This window comes from Frondihabitans sp. PAMC 28766 (genome assembly GCF_001577365.1).
Lineage (GTDB): Bacteria > Actinomycetota > Actinomycetes > Actinomycetales > Microbacteriaceae > Frondihabitans.
Genome location: NZ_CP014515.1, coordinates 25,248 through 41,143, shown reverse-complemented (window position 1 = coordinate 41,143; position 15,896 = coordinate 25,248). Strand labels below are relative to the sequence as shown.

Here is a 15,896-nt window from a genome sequence, read left to right as displayed (position 1 = left end):
GATCGCGAACCTCGTCGGTCACGAATGGGTCATCACGTCGACGGACTTCCCCGACATCACGACCTGTGGGTTGTGGCTCGGGGATACCCTCACCGCCCACCGAGGAGAGCTGCGTCGACACAGCGCTGTCGACGTGTGCGTGAAGTACCGCATCGAGGGCCGGGACATTGACGGCAGCGTGCAGCACGTCCGCGAAGCCATGGAGTGGCTGCACGAGGCCTACCGGCTCGCGAAAACCTACGACGTCACAACACGGCCGGAACGCTACGCGCTCCTCGAACAGCTCTCCGCCGACCACGTCATGCCATCTGAAATGGCCCTGATGCTCGGCGTCGACCTACAAATCGCGGAACGTTTCGCGGGAGACGACCAAGAGGCCCGCATCGCGCGCCGACTCCTGCACCAGATGAGCACCACCAACGAAAGGATCACAGCATGAACAGCGCCAGAACCAACGTCCTCGTCGGCTTCCTCTTCGCGCTGCTGCTCGGTGCCGTCTACCTCGCGATCCACGCGGGAGCGGTCTTCTCCCACTCACCGGGCGACTACCCATGGAACCCCGTGCAGTTGCTCGGTGACATGCTGCTGCGCGGAACACCCCTGCCGAAGTCCGCGCCGGTCTTCATGATCGGCTTTCTCGTCGTCGCCGTGGCGCTCTTCACGGTCCTGCTGTCCTGGCAGGCCAGGCGTGCCGCTAACAAGCGCGGAAACGTCGCCCTGGCGCACATGGCCACGAAAACCCAAACCAAGGTGCTCCGCGAGAAAGAACGAGGTGCGGAGACAGTGCGGCTGCACCCCGGAGTCGCCATGGTCTGTGGGCAGGAAATCGGACGGATGCTGGCCCGCGGTGCCCGCTGGGTTTACCAGGGGTGGCGTGAGACGGGTGTCTACGTGTTCGGGACCGGGCGAGGCAAGACGAGCGCGTTCGTGATCCGGCACTGCCTGAAAGCGCCGGGGGCCTGCATCATGACGTCGAACAAGGTCGACGGGGTGCGAGAGGTCATTGCCGGCAGGAAGGGCCGCGGCACTGTGTACCTGTTCGATCCGAACCGCATCTACCGGGATGAGCTAACACCCGATTTCATCTACAACCCCCTGACGGACATTGAGACGCTGGAAGACGCCGCCGAGCTGGCCATGATCTTCGAGGCCTCCACGCGAGGAGAGGCCGACAAGGGCGGCGACGCCCAATTCGACACGGATGGCCGAGATCTGTTGTCGGCCTTCTTGCTCGCGGCCGCGGTGGAAGGCCTCGGCCTGTCGATCGTGTACCGGTGGCTGGCCGGGAACTACGGCAAAGACGCTCAGGCGATCTTGGACGAGCACGGCCTAGAAGGCGTCTCGCTGACGATCGGCGGTGTGCTGAACGCCGCCGAGAAAACGAAGCAGTCGACATTCAGCACTGCCCGTCGCATGGCGTCGGCGCTGAAAAATGACCGCCTGGTGGCCTGGACCGACACGAGCGTGAGCGAGGACGAATCCGGCGTGCGTCGATTCGATCCGGCCGCGTTCGTCAAGAGCAAAGACACGTTGGTGCTGCTGTCGAAAGACAGTGCCGGTTCCGGGGGCGCGATCCTGACCGCGCTTGTGCGGGCGATCGGGAAGAAGGCCGAACGGGCCGCACAGCGGAACAACGGTCGGCTGGCGGTGCCGTTGGTGATGGAGCTGGACGAGTGCGCCAACATCGTGCGGTGGCCTGAGCTGCCGGCGCTGTACTCGTTCTACGGCTCCATGGGAATCATCCTCAACGCCTACTTCCAGTCCAAGGCACAGGGCGTCGAGGCCTTCGGCCGCGGCGGCTGGCAGGCCCTCTGGGATGCGGCGGCGAACCGGGTCTACGGCGGCGGCGTCGCGGACCCCGACTTCCTCGGCGACCTGGTGGAGCTGATCGGCAAGTACGACCAGACCACCTACGGCACCTCCACCGGCCGGGACGGCCAAATGTCCTCGTCCACGTCGACCAGGCAGGTGAACACCCTCGACGTCGACAAGCTCGCCAACCTCCCGGAATGGCAGGTCGTCATGTTCAACTCCAAGTGCCGGCCCGTGATGCTTCGCTCTGTCCCATGGTTCCGCGATAAGAACCTCAAAGCTCAGATCGAGGGGACGCCGGCGCATGTGCCGGTGGCGGCCTGATCATGAGCGACGAACCGACCTACGAGGACGAACCGGCCGCCGACGAGGACTATACGGTCGGCCCGGGCGGGGAAGTTGACCCGTTCCGCGCCGATCCCGGCGACGACGACCAAGACGAGCCGGCCGAGACGATCGACTACCGTGCGGCGTTCCTCGACTGGTTTGATGAACACTTCAACACAGTGGAGGTCTCGGGCGATCGAGAGCGTGCGCCGTGGTGCCCGGAGTGGTGGCTACACCCGGAAGTGGTCGCCCGGCTCTGGGCGCTGTATCTGGCGTGGATGAGCGTCGAGGCCAGCGAGTCCGTCGCGGCACTATCCGATTGGTGGTTGAACCACTGGGACCGGCATCGAGCAATCCTCTTCGACGGCCAGACCGGCCCCTTCCGGGAGTGCGACACCATGCGTGGCCACCTGGCTAACCGGATGCGGGAGAAAGACCGCAAAGCGGTTGCGGTCACGCTGCCCCCGGATGAATGGACGCCACCTAAAACCGGCCTGCCCCCGGAGGCATAGGGATACTCGGCTGCATGACATGACGAAGGGGAACCCGCTCGGCGGGTGCCCCTTCTGCGTGCCTGGTTACCGTTCCCGGTCCTGGTCGCGAGACCGGTCCTGGTCCGGCCGATACGGCTGGTCCTTCCGGTCGGACTCCTTCTGCACCTTCACGTTAAAGCCCTGCTGACGAAGCTCCTCGGCCCGCTGCGCGGCACGGAGCTTCTGCGCCTCGATAACAGCCTGCGCGGCCGTCTTCTGCGCCGGCTTTGCTCCGTCGCCCGTCGACGCGGCTTGGCGTGCACGCTGTGCCTCGGCGGCCCTCTCCCGCTGCGCCTGGATGACCGCCTGAGCGGCCGTCTGCGGTGGCGCCGGACGGGTCTCGCCCTGTCGCGGCGTGACGGCCTCCCGTGCCCGCTGCGCGGCGCTAGTCGCCTGCGCGGCGGCCTTCTGACGTTCGGCGTCGGTGGCGGTCGGCTGGGTGCTGAGGACCGACGACTTATGGAGGGCGGTGACGCGGGCGGCGAGATCCGCGCCCACGGCGCGCTCTCGGTACTCGGCCGGGACCGCCTGGGGCGCGGCTCCATCCACCCGATACTTCTCTCGGAACACGGACACCTCCGCGGCCAGCTCGGTCCACTGCTTGCGCTTTTCGGGCTCGGCGGGGACATCACCCAGCTCGGCCGCCCATGTAGGCCTCTCGGCGGCGATCGTCGCGCCCCTCTCCTCGAGGCGGGTTTCGAGGTAGTCGTACCGTTCGGCCAGGTGCTCGCGCCACTCGGGTGCGGTGTGCTCGGAGTCGAGGGCACGGCGATCGGCAATCCACGCCGGCACGGCCGGGGCCGGCTGCTCGCGGTCGTAGGGCAGCCCGGCGACGTATTCGGCCGTGTTGGCCGTGATGCGCGCCGACAGGACCGCGGGGCGGTCGTCGGCGCCGTCCATGTCTCGTTCGGTCCAGGACCGGTAGAGGACGTCGGCCGGGTCGAGGCCCCGCGTCTCGGCGTGCCGCAGCGCCGCCTCGACAGCTCCCCAACTTTCGTGCTCGCGGAGCGTGCTGGCTGTGTCGTGGCCAAGGGCCTGATCCGCGACCTTCTCGAAGCGGAGAGTGTCGGCGCGCTCTGCGACGTCGCCGTACTGGTCGATGAGGGTCACGAGGTCATCCACTCGCGCCTGCTCGCCCCGGATCGTCTCGGTGGCCGACAAGGTGGCGTCACTGGTCCGCGCGATCGACGCCAAAACGTCGGACACCGCTTGGGCATCTTCGGTCTCGACGTACAGGTGGTTCTCCTGCTTGCCGCGGGTCAGGCCGACGTAGGCCAGCTCGCGCGACGTCGACGCATCGGCGAGCACGTGGGCAGTGTCGGCGGTCATGCCCTGCGTGCGGTGCAGCGTCGAGGCGTAGCCCAACTCGACACTCTTCTCCACGTACTCCTTGGGGAGAGTGATCTTCGCCCCGGTCTTGACGTTGGCGACCGACAGAGACCCGTCCTGGTGCGCGCGCTGGACGGTCCAGACGTCGTTGTTCTTCACCCGGTCGCGGCCCCCGTCCGTCTTCAACTGGGAGTCGTTCTGCCGGGTGACGATGGTGTCGCCTCGGTACGCCGACAAGCCATCGTGCAACGGAGCCGACTCGCGGCCCATCACGACTCCCTGGGACATGCGAAGGGCCTGCGCTCGTGCGTTCAGCTCCGACACTGTGGCGTTGGTCTTGGCGACCATGACCGAGTGCAAGCCTGCGTCGGTGTCGTGCTCCCAGGCCGAGAACACGTCGGCGGTCATCCGGTCGATACTGCCGCCGGTCACCCGGTCGTTATTGACGTACCAGGCGAACGGGTCGCCGGTCTTTGCCGGGTCGCGGAGGAGCTTGGTGGCCTCGGCTTCTTCACGGTTGCTGAACCGGTGCAGCTGTTCGAGCTTGACCGATCCCACCTCGTGTTCGAGGAGTCGGAGCACGCCGCCTGCTTCGACTGCGGAGAGCTGGCGATCGTCACCGATCAGGCGGACGTGTGCGCCGTGGCGCTCCGCGATCCGAGTGACCTTGGCGAGGTTGGTGGTGCCGGCCATGCCGGCCTCGTCGACCACGATTACATCGCCCGGCTTGAGGTCCACCCCTTCGATGGGGCCGTCGCCGGCTTGCAGCTCGGAGAGGCTACCGTGGCCGTAGGTGAACGAGTGGATCGTGCCCGCGTCAATGCCGATAGCGTCACGCATGACGTCGGCCGCTGCGGCGGACGGGGCCAGGCCAATCATGCGGCCGCCCTCGGCCTCGATCGCGCGGGCGGCCACGGTCAGGGCGGTGGTCTTGCCGGTGCCGGCAGGGCCGGTACCGACGACGAGGCGGCTGCTGGACGTCGCGAACTCAGCCGCGAGGGCGAGCTGCCCGGAGTCCAGGTGCTGGCCCTGCTCGGCCGCGATCCGGTCGAATGTCTCCCGGGTGACCGGACGGACTGTGCGGTCCCGGGCGGCATCCAGGAGGGTGTCTTCGGCGGCGAGAACCGTCCTGGACGTGAGGAGCTGCGTCCCCTTGTGCTCGTAGATACTCACCCCGTCTTTTCGCGTGAGGGGCTGGAAAGCGCCGTGCGGGGCGGGCGGGGTGACGCTGATTGAATCGGTGGCCAGGGCGTGCTTCGTGATCTGTGTCACTGTGCCCTCGACCGTGTTGCCCTTGGTCCGTTCCGCCTGGATGAAGCGGCGTGTTTCGGCTTCGATCATGTGCGGTCCCCAGACCGCGTGATGCTCCGACACGGTCTCGACAATCCGGGCGGACGCCCGCTCGATCGTGATCCGCTCGGCGGTGCTGCTGCCGTTGTTGCCGTTCGACGCCAGGGCTCGTGCGTCGCGGAGAATTCCGTCGACCACACGGGTACCGACCGTCTCGGTGGCACGTTCGCGCCAGGCGGTCCGGAGGTCTGCGAGGGACCGGGCGGTTTCTTTCTTGGGGCGGGTGTCGAGGGTCGCCTGCTGCGCTAGAGCGATCCGGGCTTTCAGGTCGGGGGCGCGGCCGTGGTTGCGGCGGTAGTCCTGTTCGAGCTTCTTCATGGCGTCTTTGATTCCCGCCGACCGGGTCGAGAACCCCTTGGTGAGTCGGTCGTCCACGCCCGCGACTTCCACAACGGGTCGCTTGCCGCGGGTGACCTCACGGAGTTCCGTGGTGACGCCGAGCCCTTCGGTTACCCGGTCCATCACGCGCTGGTTGTAGAACTCCGACGCGGCAACACCCTGGCGGTGGAGGAGCTTGGAGTCGATGGTGCGCCACTTCCCATCGGAGCCTCTGACCTTGTTCGCGACGACCAGGTGGTCGTGGAGCTGCGGGTCGCCAGTGCGGGAGTCGTAGTGCCGGAACCGGGTCGCGATGAGCCCGCCTTCGACGTCGATCTGCGCGACACCGTTCCGGCCGGCTCGGGTAGCAATGGCCTCGTCCTCGAGGTACTTCACGGTGTCTTGAATGGCCTGCTCATGGGCGTCCTCGATCACCTTCCGGGTGTCGTTGTCCCCAAGACCCCACAGCGTCGACACGCTTTTGGCGGGGGAGAACACCAGGTCAAAACCGGCCACGGCCTGCTGCGTCGGGCGGGACGCTGCGGTGATGTACCGGGCCAGCTCCTCCTTGTCGGCGGGAGGCCGGCCCTTGGCCTCGCGGAACGCCTGCGCGCCCTCACGGACACGGATCGCGCGGCGTTCCTCGACGTCTGGTTCGCGGTGCTCGGTGCGCTCGAAGCGGGCGTAGCCCTCGTCGATGGCGGCACGAAGACCGGTCGAGCCTTGCTCGTAGTTGTAGTAGCCACGGCCCAGCCGGGCGGCGTCCTGCGCCTGCTCTGCGGTCTTGCCGTTTGCCTGCGCCTCGCGAATGATGCGGTCAGCATCCGGGTGCAGCCCTTCACCATAGAGGGCCTTCATCTGCTCCTCGCTGACGGTGCCCTTGACTCCGACAGCGTCGAGACCGGACCCGATCCACACGCCGGGAGGGTTGCCGTCCGCGGTGTAGTAGTCGCCCAGCTCACGGCCCGGCTCCCGCTTCATATCGGCCGTGGCGGTCTCGCTGGTGTAGTACGCATACCCGTCCCCTGCGGAGAGGATATGCATGGTCATCATGGGGGTACTTTACCTCGTTGATCAATTGATGCCAGAGGTGTGACGAATTGACTGACGAAGAATGAGGATGGAGGTCGGCCAGGATCGGAGAGACTGCGGCTGTGGTGAGAGACCGGGAAGTGAACGGGAGTGTGACGAGGAACGAGGATCGCGGGAGTGAACGGCGGTCGATCAGCGACAGACGAGCCGGCCTTTGGTTCTGGACCTGCGCTTGGAGCTTGGCTCGTCTCCAGACCCGCGCACTGCACCCCGTCGGGGTGCGCATGCATAATGGTGTCTAGATCAATCAGGGGGGTTCACATGGCTGAGGTCAGAAAGTCCGGCAAGCAGACCGCCGCCCGTCAGCGGGCGCGCGAGAAGGCTGCGGAGTTCCGGGAGAAGCAGGACAAGCTCGAACAGCTCGCCACCGACTACTTCGTGGCCGCCGACTCCATCGAGGAGATCCAGGCGAACGTCGAAAGGGAGATTGAGGCGGCGCGAGAGCGTGGCGAGAAGCTGAGCGCCGAAGCGCGCGCAAAGTCACAAGCGGTGATCATCTCGATGCTCGACCTCGGCACACCTCGGAACGAGGTTGCCGGTCGACTCGGTATCTCCACCCGCGACGTCAAAAAGACCACGGGGGCCACCTCTACCCCGGCTATGGGCGAAACCGGGAACGACTCGACCGAGAACGGCGACGCGTCGGCGTCAGAGTAGTAGGCGTTAGGTTTTGGCCTCGGGTCAGAACAGGCGGAGGTGCGTTTCCTCCACCCCTGCCAGGGCGGCACTCATCCTCTCCGGGTCCCACCCGTGATCGAGGATGACCGCTCGCAAGTCTCGAGACCGCTGCGCACGTTCCGCGCGCGGAACACCACGGAATCGGAGCGAAGACCACCCATTCTCGTGCCGGCCCTTCTGCGCGCGGTCGAGCATGTTCGCCCGGTGCGTGCCCGGCCAGACGTGCGACTCGGCCGCGTCTGCCGACGCGTGAACGCAGATGGGGATATCGCATGAGTGCAGTAGTAGAACCGTGGATGGCAGCTCGGTTCCGGTGAGGAGCTGGAACGCGTATCGCTGCGGCCGGACGGCTTGCTGTCCGTGGTCTCGCTTCACCCAAAACCGTCCATAGGCGTCGTCGGAGATAGCGCCGGTCCAGAGCCAGCAGTCATCCGGCAGTGGACCTTTGACGACGTAGGACCAGAACCGTTCGTGTTCGTCGGTGGTCACTGTCGTGTCGCGCCGCTCAGGGCGGCCCGATTAACGGCGCGTGTGATCAGGTCGAGAGGGTCTTCTTTGATCGCGTCGCACAGCAGGATCAGCTCGATCACCGAAACGGGGCGTTGGCCTCGGAGCACCCGGTACACGGAGTCAGGCGAGACGGGTATGTTCTCCGCCCACGCTCGGACCTTCACATTCGCGACGGCTTGCACGGCGCGAAGCTCGGCTGCGAGGGCATCTTGCAGTGCGGCCGCGTCTGGCGAGTGGGATTCGGCCGGCAAGGTCATGCGTGAGCGCGGGGGCGGGCGGTGTCCTTTTCGAGCTGCTGCACGCGGGCTCGGGAGATGCCGAAGGCTGCCGCGGCCGCTTCGTAGGTGTATTCCTCTGTGCGTGCTAGGCGGACTGCTTCTCGTCGGAGCTGGGCCGAGCGCTGCTGTGCCTGTCGGGACTCCTCCTCGGCGCGCGCTGCGTCCTCCCAGAGCTTCTCGGCTTGGTCGGATGCGTGGACGGTCACGTGCACGTCGACGTCTGCCTCGGGGACGTCGAGGTAGAGGGCGGCGACCTCGGTGGCGACTTCGTGGATCTCGTTGTAGCGGCGGGCCTGGCCGACGGTGTCGAGTTCGGGGATCTGGATGAACCACCATTTGCCGTCACGGCGGGCGGTCGCTTCAAGTCTGCGGGGGGTCGTCATTCGCTCTTCTCCTGGGGTGCGCTGGTCTTCTGGGGGGCACTGAGCGCGTCGATCTGGGTTTCGATGTGGAGCCGGAGAGATTCGGCCACGTCGGCCAGCTCGAATGCTTCGAGGGACCCGGCTGCGTCGGGGATCTCGTAGCCGGCCATGTCTTCCGCGCGGCCTCGGGCCTCGTGTGCGAAGTCACTAAGCGCCTGCGTGATGACGTAGTACGCGTTGTCGTCGGTCAGGTCGAGAAGAACGGGTGCGGGGTTGCCCTCGTCGTTGACGTCGTTGGTGCTCGTCATTCTGGTTGGCTCCTATCGCCAGTTACTCGGGCTGCTGGGTAGCTTCTTCATCAGTTGTCCGACAACGCCCGCGGACGCTTCCCCGTGGGCGGGGATGGACTCTTTCACGCTCTCATCAGGCAAGCCCAAAAGTTCGTGGCTGCCCTTCCCCTGCAGAAGAAGAACCCACCCTGATCTGTGCGTGTACTTGTACAGCCAGAACCGGGGCCGACGGCCGGGCCGTCTTCGACGCTTCGGTGTGTCCGCCGGCCGCAGGACGAGGACGGGTCAGGCGTTTGCGTGTGCGCGAACGTACTCGGCCACAGCGTCGCGGACGAGGGTGGAGAGGTTCATGCCCTGGTGCTTGGCGAGGTCGGTGGCTTGCTCGTCGAGCTGCTCGGGTGCGCGGACTTTCCACACGACGGTCGTGGTGCGGGTCTCTCCGACGCGGGGCCGGCCGAGGGCAATCCGGGTCGCGTCCTCAATGGTGTCGGTGTCGGTTGCAGCGAGCAGAGCTGCTCGTCCTGCGGCGGCCGCATCAGCGCCGGCGCGGGTGGTGCCGGGGATGATACGGAGGGTGCCGGCTTCTGCGCGGGCGGCGAGGTCGTCGTAGTTGTTAGTCATGGCGGTTCTCCTTCTCAGATCAGGTGGCGGTACAGGTCAGTCAACGGCATCGCGTGGAAGATGGTCAGCGTGGCCGGGGGACGTACCGCGACGATGACTTCGATATAGCGGTCGGTCTGACCGTGAGGGTGCCCGACGTAGACGGTGGTCGTCTCGCCGGGGTGTCCTTGGAGTTCTTCCGAGCCGGTCGCGTTGGCGATCGCGTAGAGCACGTCTTCCCGAGGAACCTTGTGCTTGCCTGCGCTGGTTGTCCACTCGATCGGCATACATAAAGAGTACCACAAAAAGGGACCACAATTAGGACTCTTCATCCACCGGGGTCAGCCCAGGGGTGTGTGACAACGGCTCTCGAACACAAGGCCCCAACGGGGCCGGGACAGTGCTGGCGCTCCTTCGCCGGCTCCGGTTTTGGGCTAAAAAGTGTTAGGGATATCCGCCGCTTTTCCCGGCTCGTCCGAGACGTGCCCGCGGCTACCCTCTAGCCATGGCCTTGAAGATGGAACCGAAAACGGTAGCGAGGCTGTACCTGGTTATCGGGATCGTAGGTGTCTTCCTCGTCGTTACTGACGTGGCGCTCATCATCGTCTCCCCCGGCATGCTGGCACCGTACTTCACGGCGTTCGCTGGTCTCTGCTTCGTCTTCGTGGCCGTCGTAGCGCGGAGGGCAATCCGAAAAGCGAACCGCCTGAGGTAGTAGCTGCTGGGGGTGCGCGAGGGGGCCGGCCCCCTCGCCCCGGCCGGCCGCGGCCGGGGCTGCCCATTCAGGCCTGGGGAACGTGCCGGGTCAGCGCGGCGGTGAGCTGCTGCACGGCGTACCAGCGGGCGCGGGCCGCGTCGACGTCGGTAGGGCTGTAATCGCCGTATCCGGCCTGGTGCTCGAAGTCCTCGTGTCCACGCTGGGCAAGGTCGACCAGCTCGGCCACGGCGGCGCGGGTCTGCGCGGTGTTGTGGGCGGTGGAGGCGACGAGCTGCACGTCGTCGGCGTCACCTTCCCAGAACAGGTCAAGAACTGCGGAGCGGATCTTTTCGAGGTCGACGCCGATTGCCCGCTCGGGGAATGACGCGGTGACGGTGATGCTGTGCACGGGGGCGGCTTCGTTGATGTCTCCCCCGGTGTCCTCGCCGAGGCTGTATTGCTACTCCCATTCGAGGCCGACGACGGGCGTGCTCTGACCGGGCAGGGCGCGTGCGCCCTGGTGGCGGTCGTCGCCGGGGTGCGGGGGGCGGGTGCAGTTCCACGAGAACCCGTCGACGTCGTACGTCGACGCCCCGCACGTGCTCCCCGTGTTGCTGAGGTCGAGGGCGGGCGCGTCGGGGTCGAGGGCCTGTCCGATGGTGTCAGGGCGGCTGTAGGTGATGATCATGGTTCGTTCCCTTCTCGGGGTGGGGAGGGGCGGCGGCTCCGCCGCCCCTCCCCCGGAATTGGTGGGTTAGGCGACGTCTTCGGCGTCGTCGGTGGCTTCGTCCTCGAGGGTGAGGATTCCGGCGATCTGGTGCGCGGTGCGAAGCACACGGGCAGCGGTGGACGTGATCAGGTCGGTATCCCCGTCGGCCCATCCGGCGATGTATCCGACGCTGTAGGCGCTGGTGTCGAACCCGACCATCCCGGCGACGACGTAGGCGACGCTCTCGGCCTCGGTCTCCATGAGCCCGCGGTGTGCGGAGTACTCCGCCATGTCTTCCGTATGATCTAGGAGCACGTGGGCCAGTTCGTGAATGGTCGTTTTCGCGGCCTGCTCGGGCGAGAGGTCCTCGTTGATGACGACGGTCATCGTCTCGGGCCGCGTTACGCCGTTCATGGTGCCGGGAAGGCTCGAACGCTCAACGGTCCAGCCCTCGCCTTCGAGGTAGGCGCTGAGGGCGTCCACGATGCCGTAGTCCTCGGCGCCGGTGAGCTGCGCCGTGATGGTGCCAGGGTCGCCCTGCTCGGGGTCGATCAGTTCCGTCTGCCCGATATCGAAAACCGACAGGATCGGGAACCGCGCGACGCGCTTTTCGACCTCGTCGCCGTTCTCGTCCTCCTCAGTCACCTTCTTGGTCGAGTACCCGAAAATGCGGATGCCCTTCTCCCCCTTACGAACCTGCCGGTTCAAGCTCTGCCATTTCCGGAAACCGGCGACGCGGGAGGCGTCCTCTCGCTGGCTGAGGATCAAGAGCAAATTGTTGATCGAGTACGCGTGGAACGCCTGCGCGAAGGTGAGGAACGCGGTCCACCGGGCGGAGTCGCGCAGCTGCTCGACCTGGTTCGCGATCGACGCGTGCAGCGCTTCAGCCTGGGTTTTCTTCTCTTCGATCGTCTTGGCGGGCTTGAGGGGGGCGGTCTTCTTGGTGCGGGTGGCGGTGGTGGTCATGGTTTCTGCTCCTGGTCTTGATCGGTGAGGATGAGAGGCGGGAGGGGGCAATTACGAGTTGTCCCCTCCCACCTGGTGTCACTCAGGGTTGTTGCGGGTCAGCGTGTCCACGAAGGTCACGAGTTCCGGGCCGGTGATCGTGGCCGTGTGGTGGAGGTCCCACCCGTGCCGGGCGTAGGTCTCGAGGTCGTTGTCCCGCTCGCCCAACTTGCGAAGCTGGCGCTGTAGCTCGCCCTCTCCGACGACCGGAACGAACGTGGTCACAGTGGTGATCTGCTGTCTCATGTGCTCTTCCTCTCCCTTTCGTTTTTTTGCCTGAAGGCACGAAGTGTCGAGAAGGACGGGAGGGTGCAGTGCAACCCCATGGGGTGGGGAGGAGAGAAGTTCGGCACGAAATAAGGCAGCTTGCTGCCGCGTGCCGAAGTTGTCGGAGGACCGGCCGCGAAGCGGCTTGCGCGGAGCCCGGACGGACGTACGCTGCCGCAGGCTTCACGGCAAAACAACCAAGGCCCAAAGGGCCACACAGGGCAGCTCCGCTGCTCCACCCGGGAGCGCAGCGACCCGCCGGCATGCCGGCCCGATCGGGCACTCCGCCTCGAGGCGGCCCCTGAGCGCGAGAAAGCCCCCGGGCGGGTCAGGACTGGGGGGAGTTCTAACGCCCGGGGGCGAGCGCGACTGATTGGGGGAAACCAGCCGTTGCAAGAAACGTACTCGAATCCGGCAACGATGCCCCTGAGAAGGGGCATGTGATCTCCGATCGTCTGACCGGGAAGCGCCGAAGGAGCCTCGGACGGGGGCTTCCCCTGGCCGGTCATCATGAGGTTGCATCTACCTGTCGGTGTGGTGGGACTCACCGACGAAGGGGATGCAGTGACCAAGAGCTTTGAGTTCGCGCGGTTCCGCCAGCAATTACGGACCCGGCCGCAGCGCCAGCTCCTCGGCATCGACATGAGCCAAGACGATGCGCTCCGGCTCCTCGGAGACGAGGCAGCTCTCCGTGTCGAGTACCGGGCATGGCGGCGACGTAAGGGCTTACCGGAGCCCGTCTGCGACGACGCCGGCACCGGCGCACAACAGACGCCGAAGCGGACACTTTGGGACCGCCTCACGGGCCGTTGACGGCTTAGTAACGCGCCACCGACGTAATGACGTGCCCTGAGGGCAGACCGGCGCGTGCCCGGTCGATTGTGTCTCCCGGCATCGGGGCGTCAACGGTCAGCACGCTCGCTTCTGCGAGGGTGTCGCGCGTGCCAGCGTCACGCCGGCCACTCGTCCGGCTCTGTATTCAGTCGCCGGGTGAGAGCTGCGAGGTCACGTTCGTGCTGAATCATCCACGCGACGGCGCTATTGAGGCTCTTCGTGGTGACTATGGCAGCTTTAGTCGGACCCACCAGGGCAATCTAAGCGGGACCCACTTCGGCTGTTTCGGGGTGTCCGGGGCAATCTAAGCCGGACCCACCCTCACCGTTGTCGCAACATGTTTTCGTTGCTCAAGGTGGAGGTTTCGGATGGAGTCTCGGGTGGAGTTGTACGCGCGGATCCGACGTGATGCGCGCGTGGAGGGCCTCTCAATCAGAGAGCTGGCTCGAAGGCACGGCGTCGGCCGGCCAACCGTGCGGCAGGCCCTCGCGCAGGCGGAACCGCCCGCCCGGAAATCGCGGGTTCGGACCGCGCCACGGTTGGACGCATTCAAGGCGGCGATCGACGAGATGCTCCGCCAGGATCTGGACGCGCCTCGGAAGCAGCGCCACACGGCGAGGCGGGTCTTTGCCCGTCTGGCCGAGGAGCACGACGCGACCGAGCTGTCGTATTCGACGGACCGTGACTACGTTCGCCGACGCCGCCCAGAGATCGACCTGGAGGCAGGCCGGCTGCCGGAGGTCTTCGTTCCGCAGGAGCACGCGCCGGGCGCGGAGGCTGAAGTCGACTTCGGTGAGGTCTGGGTGGTGTTAGCCGGGGTGAAGACCAAGTGCCACATGTTTGCGTTCCGCCTCTCGCACTCGGGGAAGGCGATCCACCGGATCTATCCGACGCAAGCGCAGGAGGCGTTCCTCGAGGGACACATCGACGCTTTCGAAGACATCCGCGGCATCCCGACCCGGCACATCCGCTACGACAACCTCACCGACGCCGTCGTGAAGGTCATCTACGGCACCGGACGCCAGCGCACCGAGAACCAACGATGGGTTTTGTTCCGTTCGCACTACGGGTTCGATGCGTTCTATTGCCATCCGGGGATTGAGGGCGCTCATGAGAAGGGGGGCATCGAGGGCGACGTCGGCCGGTTCCGCCGAACCCACCTGTCTCCGATGCCCGTCGTCGACTCCCTCGCGGAACTGAATCAGAAGGTCCGTCAGTGGGATCTGGACCATGAGAACCGCAGGATCGGTGACCGGATCCGCACCGTCGCCCAAGACTTCGCCCTCGAACGGGAGTTGCTCGCGCCGATCGCGGCGGAACGGTTCGAGCCGGGCCTGTCGCTGACGCCACGGGTGAGCCGATCGAGCCTCGTCCGGGTGCGGATGGCGTCCTACTCGGTCCCGGCACGGTTCATCGGCCGTCCGGTTCGGGTATCTCTTCGTGCATCGGAGGTCGTCGTCTTCGACGGCCGCAACGAGATCGCCCGTCACCCTCGGGTCGTTGCGCTGCATGGGCAGAGCGTGAATCTTGACCACTACCTCGAGGTCCTCCAACGCAAGCCTGGTGCCTTTCCCGGCTCGACGGCTCTCGCTCATGCTCGGGCCACAGGCGTTTTCACCTCAGCTCACGAAGCCTTCTGGGCGGCCGCCCGAAAGACCGACGGCGACGCCGGCGGCACCCGCGCGCTCATCGATGTTCTTCTGCTGCACCGGTCGATGGCAACCGAGGACATCGTCGCCGGGATCACCGCAGCGTTGACAGTCGGAGCCGTCACCGCCGATGTTGTCGCGGTCGAGGCCCGCCGACACGAAGGGTTGGGTGGGTCCCGGTTCGACTGTCCTCTCGTCAAACAAGGTCGTGGTCCCGAGCGACGGGTGGTCAGTCTTACCCAGCGCCGCCTCGCCGACCCAGTTGCCGTCATCGCTGGCCTCCCGGCCGACAACCGGCCGCTGCCGTCAGTTGCCGCCTACGACCAACTGCTGCGACTACCCGACCGGGCGACACCTCAGGCTAAGCCCACCAATACGAAGGGAACAGGTTCATGACCACCACCACGAGCATCACCACCACGCTCCGAAAACGGAGAGGCCTGACAGAAGAGGCCGCGAACGCCGCCATCGACCAGGCCTGCCGGCGGCTCCGGCTCCCAACGATCCGGGCGGTCGTCGATGAGGCCACGACCGCGGCCAACAAAGAGCAGCTCAGCTATCAGGGGTTCTTGGCAGAGCTGCTGTTGGCGGAGTGCGACGATCGGGACCGGCGCTCCTCCGTCCGCCGGGTGAAGGCGGCAGGGTTTCCGCGGGATAAATGGCTCGGGGATTTTGACTTCGACGCGAACCCGAACATCAACCCCGCCACCATCAATACCCTCGCCACCGGTGACTGGGTACGCCGCGGTCAGCCGCTCTGTCTCATCGGGGATTCCGGCACTGGCAAGTCGCACCTCCTGATCGGCCTCGGCACTGCCGCCGCGGAGAAAGGCTTCCGGGTCAAATACACCCTGGCCACGAGGCTCGTGAACGAGCTCGTCGAAGCGGCTGATGAGAAGAACCTCGCTCGGACCATCGCCCGTTACGGGAGGGTCGACCTGCTGATGATCGACGAACTCGGCTACATGGAACTCGACCGCCGAGGCGCCGAACTCCTCTTCCAGGTCCTCACCGAACGGGAAGAAAACAACTCCATCGCGATCGCTTCAAACGAGTCCTTCTCCGGCTGGACGAAAACCTTCACCGACCCGCGGCTCTGCGCCGCGATCGTTGACCGGCTCACGTTCAACGGCACCATCATCGAAACCGGCACCGATTCCTACCGGCTCGCCCACACCAACAAACGGATGGCTGCGACGACGGACTGACTCGTTGAATTCTCGCCGTCGACAACAAGGGTCGAGTGCTCGCCTCGA

At 66.0% G+C, this 15,896-nt stretch carries 18 protein-coding genes; 8 read left to right on the top strand and 10 right to left on the bottom strand.

The genetic code is table 11. The annotated features are described in order from the left end of the window. Positions 1–139: 139 nt before the first annotated feature. Genes AX769_RS24405 through AX769_RS21940 form a run of 3 tightly spaced genes read left to right on the top strand, consistent with a single transcriptional unit; the run spans position 140 to position 2,651 of the window. The gene (locus tag AX769_RS24405) at positions 140–439 is read left to right on the top strand and encodes a hypothetical protein (protein WP_157887884.1); all 300 of its coding nucleotides are present in this window, start codon (positions 140–142) and stop codon (positions 437–439) included. Next, complete coding sequence (locus tag AX769_RS21945; protein WP_066284550.1) at positions 436–2,136, top strand: type IV secretory system conjugative DNA transfer family protein; 1,701 nt, start codon at positions 436–438, stop codon at positions 2,134–2,136. The genes AX769_RS24405 and AX769_RS21945 overlap by 4 nt, the downstream gene beginning before the upstream one ends. 2 nt (positions 2,137–2,138) lie before the next feature. Then, positions 2,139–2,651: a DUF4913 domain-containing protein gene (locus tag AX769_RS21940; protein WP_066284549.1), complete on the top strand. Its 513-nt coding sequence runs from the start codon at positions 2,139–2,141 to the stop codon at positions 2,649–2,651. Between the two features lie 66 nt (positions 2,652–2,717). Here AX769_RS21940 and mobF read toward each other — a convergent pair whose 3' ends face one another. Then, complete coding sequence (gene mobF / locus AX769_RS21935) at positions 2,718–6,722, bottom strand: MobF family relaxase (protein WP_066284548.1); 4,005 nt, start codon at positions 6,720–6,722, stop codon at positions 2,718–2,720. Between the two features lie 300 nt (positions 6,723–7,022). Between mobF and AX769_RS21930 the strand changes: the two genes are divergently transcribed. Continuing rightward, positions 7,023–7,418 carry a hypothetical protein gene (locus tag AX769_RS21930; RefSeq protein WP_066284546.1) on the top strand — a complete coding sequence of 132 codons (396 nt, stop codon included), beginning with the start codon at positions 7,023–7,025 and terminating at the stop codon, positions 7,416–7,418. 506 nt (positions 7,419–7,924) lie between these two features. Here the strand turns inward: AX769_RS21930 and AX769_RS24400 are convergent. The 5 genes from AX769_RS24400 to AX769_RS21900 all read right to left on the bottom strand — a co-directional run bounded on the left by AX769_RS24400 (position 7,925) and on the right by AX769_RS21900 (position 9,766). Next, positions 7,925–8,065, bottom strand: a complete 141-nt coding sequence (locus tag AX769_RS24400) for a hypothetical protein (protein ID WP_157887883.1) — start codon at positions 8,063–8,065, stop codon at positions 7,925–7,927. Positions 8,066–8,202: 137 nt separating this feature from the next. Next, the gene (locus AX769_RS21915) at positions 8,203–8,610 is read right to left on the bottom strand and encodes a sigma factor-like helix-turn-helix DNA-binding protein (RefSeq protein WP_066284542.1); all 408 of its coding nucleotides are present in this window, start codon (positions 8,608–8,610) and stop codon (positions 8,203–8,205) included. After that, positions 8,607–8,897 (bottom strand): hypothetical protein, encoded by a 291-nt coding sequence (locus AX769_RS21910; RefSeq protein ID WP_066284541.1) that lies wholly within the window; start codon positions 8,895–8,897, stop codon positions 8,607–8,609. Before AX769_RS21910 ends, AX769_RS21915 begins: the two co-directional genes overlap by 4 nt. A 267-nt stretch (positions 8,898–9,164) precedes the next feature. Next, positions 9,165–9,500, bottom strand: a complete 336-nt coding sequence (locus AX769_RS21905; protein WP_066284540.1) for a hypothetical protein — start codon at positions 9,498–9,500, stop codon at positions 9,165–9,167. A 14-nt stretch (positions 9,501–9,514) separates the two neighbouring features. Beyond that, entirely contained in the window at positions 9,515–9,766 is a 252-nt protein-coding gene (locus AX769_RS21900) for a hypothetical protein (RefSeq protein WP_066284539.1), read from the bottom strand. Between the two features lie 218 nt (positions 9,767–9,984). On the opposite strand from AX769_RS21900, the gene AX769_RS21895 reads away from it, so the two are divergent. After that, positions 9,985–10,194, top strand: a complete 210-nt coding sequence (locus tag AX769_RS21895) for a hypothetical protein (protein ID WP_066284537.1) — start codon at positions 9,985–9,987, stop codon at positions 10,192–10,194. Positions 10,195–10,261: 67 nt separating this feature from the next. On the opposite strand, the gene AX769_RS21890 is transcribed toward AX769_RS21895, so the two are convergent. From AX769_RS21890 to AX769_RS21875, 4 genes are all read right to left on the bottom strand, one after another. Further along, the gene (locus AX769_RS21890; RefSeq protein WP_066284536.1) at positions 10,262–10,585 is read right to left on the bottom strand and encodes a hypothetical protein; all 324 of its coding nucleotides are present in this window, start codon (positions 10,583–10,585) and stop codon (positions 10,262–10,264) included. Positions 10,586–10,636: 51 nt separating this feature from the next. Further along, positions 10,637–10,864 (bottom strand): hypothetical protein, encoded by a 228-nt coding sequence (locus AX769_RS21885; RefSeq protein ID WP_066284535.1) that lies wholly within the window; start codon positions 10,862–10,864, stop codon positions 10,637–10,639. Positions 10,865–10,930: 66 nt separating this feature from the next. Then, positions 10,931–11,851, bottom strand: coding sequence for an ArdC-like ssDNA-binding domain-containing protein (locus tag AX769_RS21880; protein ID WP_066284531.1), 921 nt, complete (start codon positions 11,849–11,851; stop codon positions 10,931–10,933). A gap of 78 nt (positions 11,852–11,929) precedes the next feature. Beyond that, entirely contained in the window at positions 11,930–12,136 is a 207-nt protein-coding gene (locus AX769_RS21875) for a hypothetical protein (protein ID WP_066284528.1), read from the bottom strand. Positions 12,137–12,721: 585 nt separating this feature from the next. Here AX769_RS21875 and AX769_RS21870 point away from each other — a divergent pair. From AX769_RS21870 to istB, 3 genes are all read left to right on the top strand, one after another. Next, the gene (locus AX769_RS21870) at positions 12,722–12,970 is read left to right on the top strand and encodes a hypothetical protein (protein WP_066284527.1); all 249 of its coding nucleotides are present in this window, start codon (positions 12,722–12,724) and stop codon (positions 12,968–12,970) included. A gap of 389 nt (positions 12,971–13,359) precedes the next feature. Continuing rightward, positions 13,360–15,036 (top strand): IS21 family transposase, encoded by a 1,677-nt coding sequence (gene istA / locus AX769_RS21865; RefSeq protein WP_066284526.1) that lies wholly within the window; start codon positions 13,360–13,362, stop codon positions 15,034–15,036. Next, positions 15,033–15,848, top strand: coding sequence for an IS21-like element helper ATPase IstB (istB, locus tag AX769_RS21860; protein ID WP_066284523.1), 816 nt, complete (start codon positions 15,033–15,035; stop codon positions 15,846–15,848). The genes istA and istB overlap by 4 nt, the downstream gene beginning before the upstream one ends. Positions 15,849–15,896: the final 48 nt, after the last annotated feature.

What these genes read in the sequence shown, in the direction of transcription:
- AX769_RS21940 (WP_066284549.1), top strand. Translation starts at nt 2,139, where the DNA reads ATGAGCGACGAACCGACCTACGAGGACGAACCGGCCGCCGACGAGGAC.
- AX769_RS21910 (WP_066284541.1), bottom strand. Translation starts at nt 8,897, where the DNA reads ATGACGAGCACCAACGACGTCAACGACGAGGGCAACCCCGCACCCGTT.
- AX769_RS21880 (WP_066284531.1), bottom strand. Translation starts at nt 11,851, where the DNA reads ATGACCACCACCGCCACCCGCACCAAGAAGACCGCCCCCCTCAAGCCC.
- AX769_RS21930 (WP_066284546.1), top strand. Translation starts at nt 7,023, where the DNA reads ATGGCTGAGGTCAGAAAGTCCGGCAAGCAGACCGCCGCCCGTCAGCGG.
- AX769_RS21905 (WP_066284540.1), bottom strand. Translation starts at nt 9,500, where the DNA reads ATGACTAACAACTACGACGACCTCGCCGCCCGCGCAGAAGCCGGCACC.
- AX769_RS21900 (WP_066284539.1), bottom strand. Translation starts at nt 9,766, where the DNA reads ATGCCGATCGAGTGGACAACCAGCGCAGGCAAGCACAAGGTTCCTCGG.
- mobF (WP_066284548.1), bottom strand. Translation starts at nt 6,722, where the DNA reads ATGATGACCATGCATATCCTCTCCGCAGGGGACGGGTATGCGTACTAC.
- istB (WP_066284523.1), top strand. Translation starts at nt 15,033, where the DNA reads ATGACCACCACCACGAGCATCACCACCACGCTCCGAAAACGGAGAGGC.
- AX769_RS21875 (WP_066284528.1), bottom strand. Translation starts at nt 12,136, where the DNA reads ATGAGACAGCAGATCACCACTGTGACCACGTTCGTTCCGGTCGTCGGA.
- AX769_RS21945 (WP_066284550.1), top strand. Translation starts at nt 436, where the DNA reads ATGAACAGCGCCAGAACCAACGTCCTCGTCGGCTTCCTCTTCGCGCTG.
- AX769_RS21915 (WP_066284542.1), bottom strand. Translation starts at nt 8,610, where the DNA reads ATGACGACCCCCCGCAGACTTGAAGCGACCGCCCGCCGTGACGGCAAA.
- istA (WP_066284526.1), top strand. Translation starts at nt 13,360, where the DNA reads ATGGAGTCTCGGGTGGAGTTGTACGCGCGGATCCGACGTGATGCGCGC.
- AX769_RS21895 (WP_066284537.1), top strand. Translation starts at nt 9,985, where the DNA reads ATGGCCTTGAAGATGGAACCGAAAACGGTAGCGAGGCTGTACCTGGTT.
- AX769_RS21885 (WP_066284535.1), bottom strand. Translation starts at nt 10,864, where the DNA reads ATGATCATCACCTACAGCCGCCCTGACACCATCGGACAGGCCCTCGAC.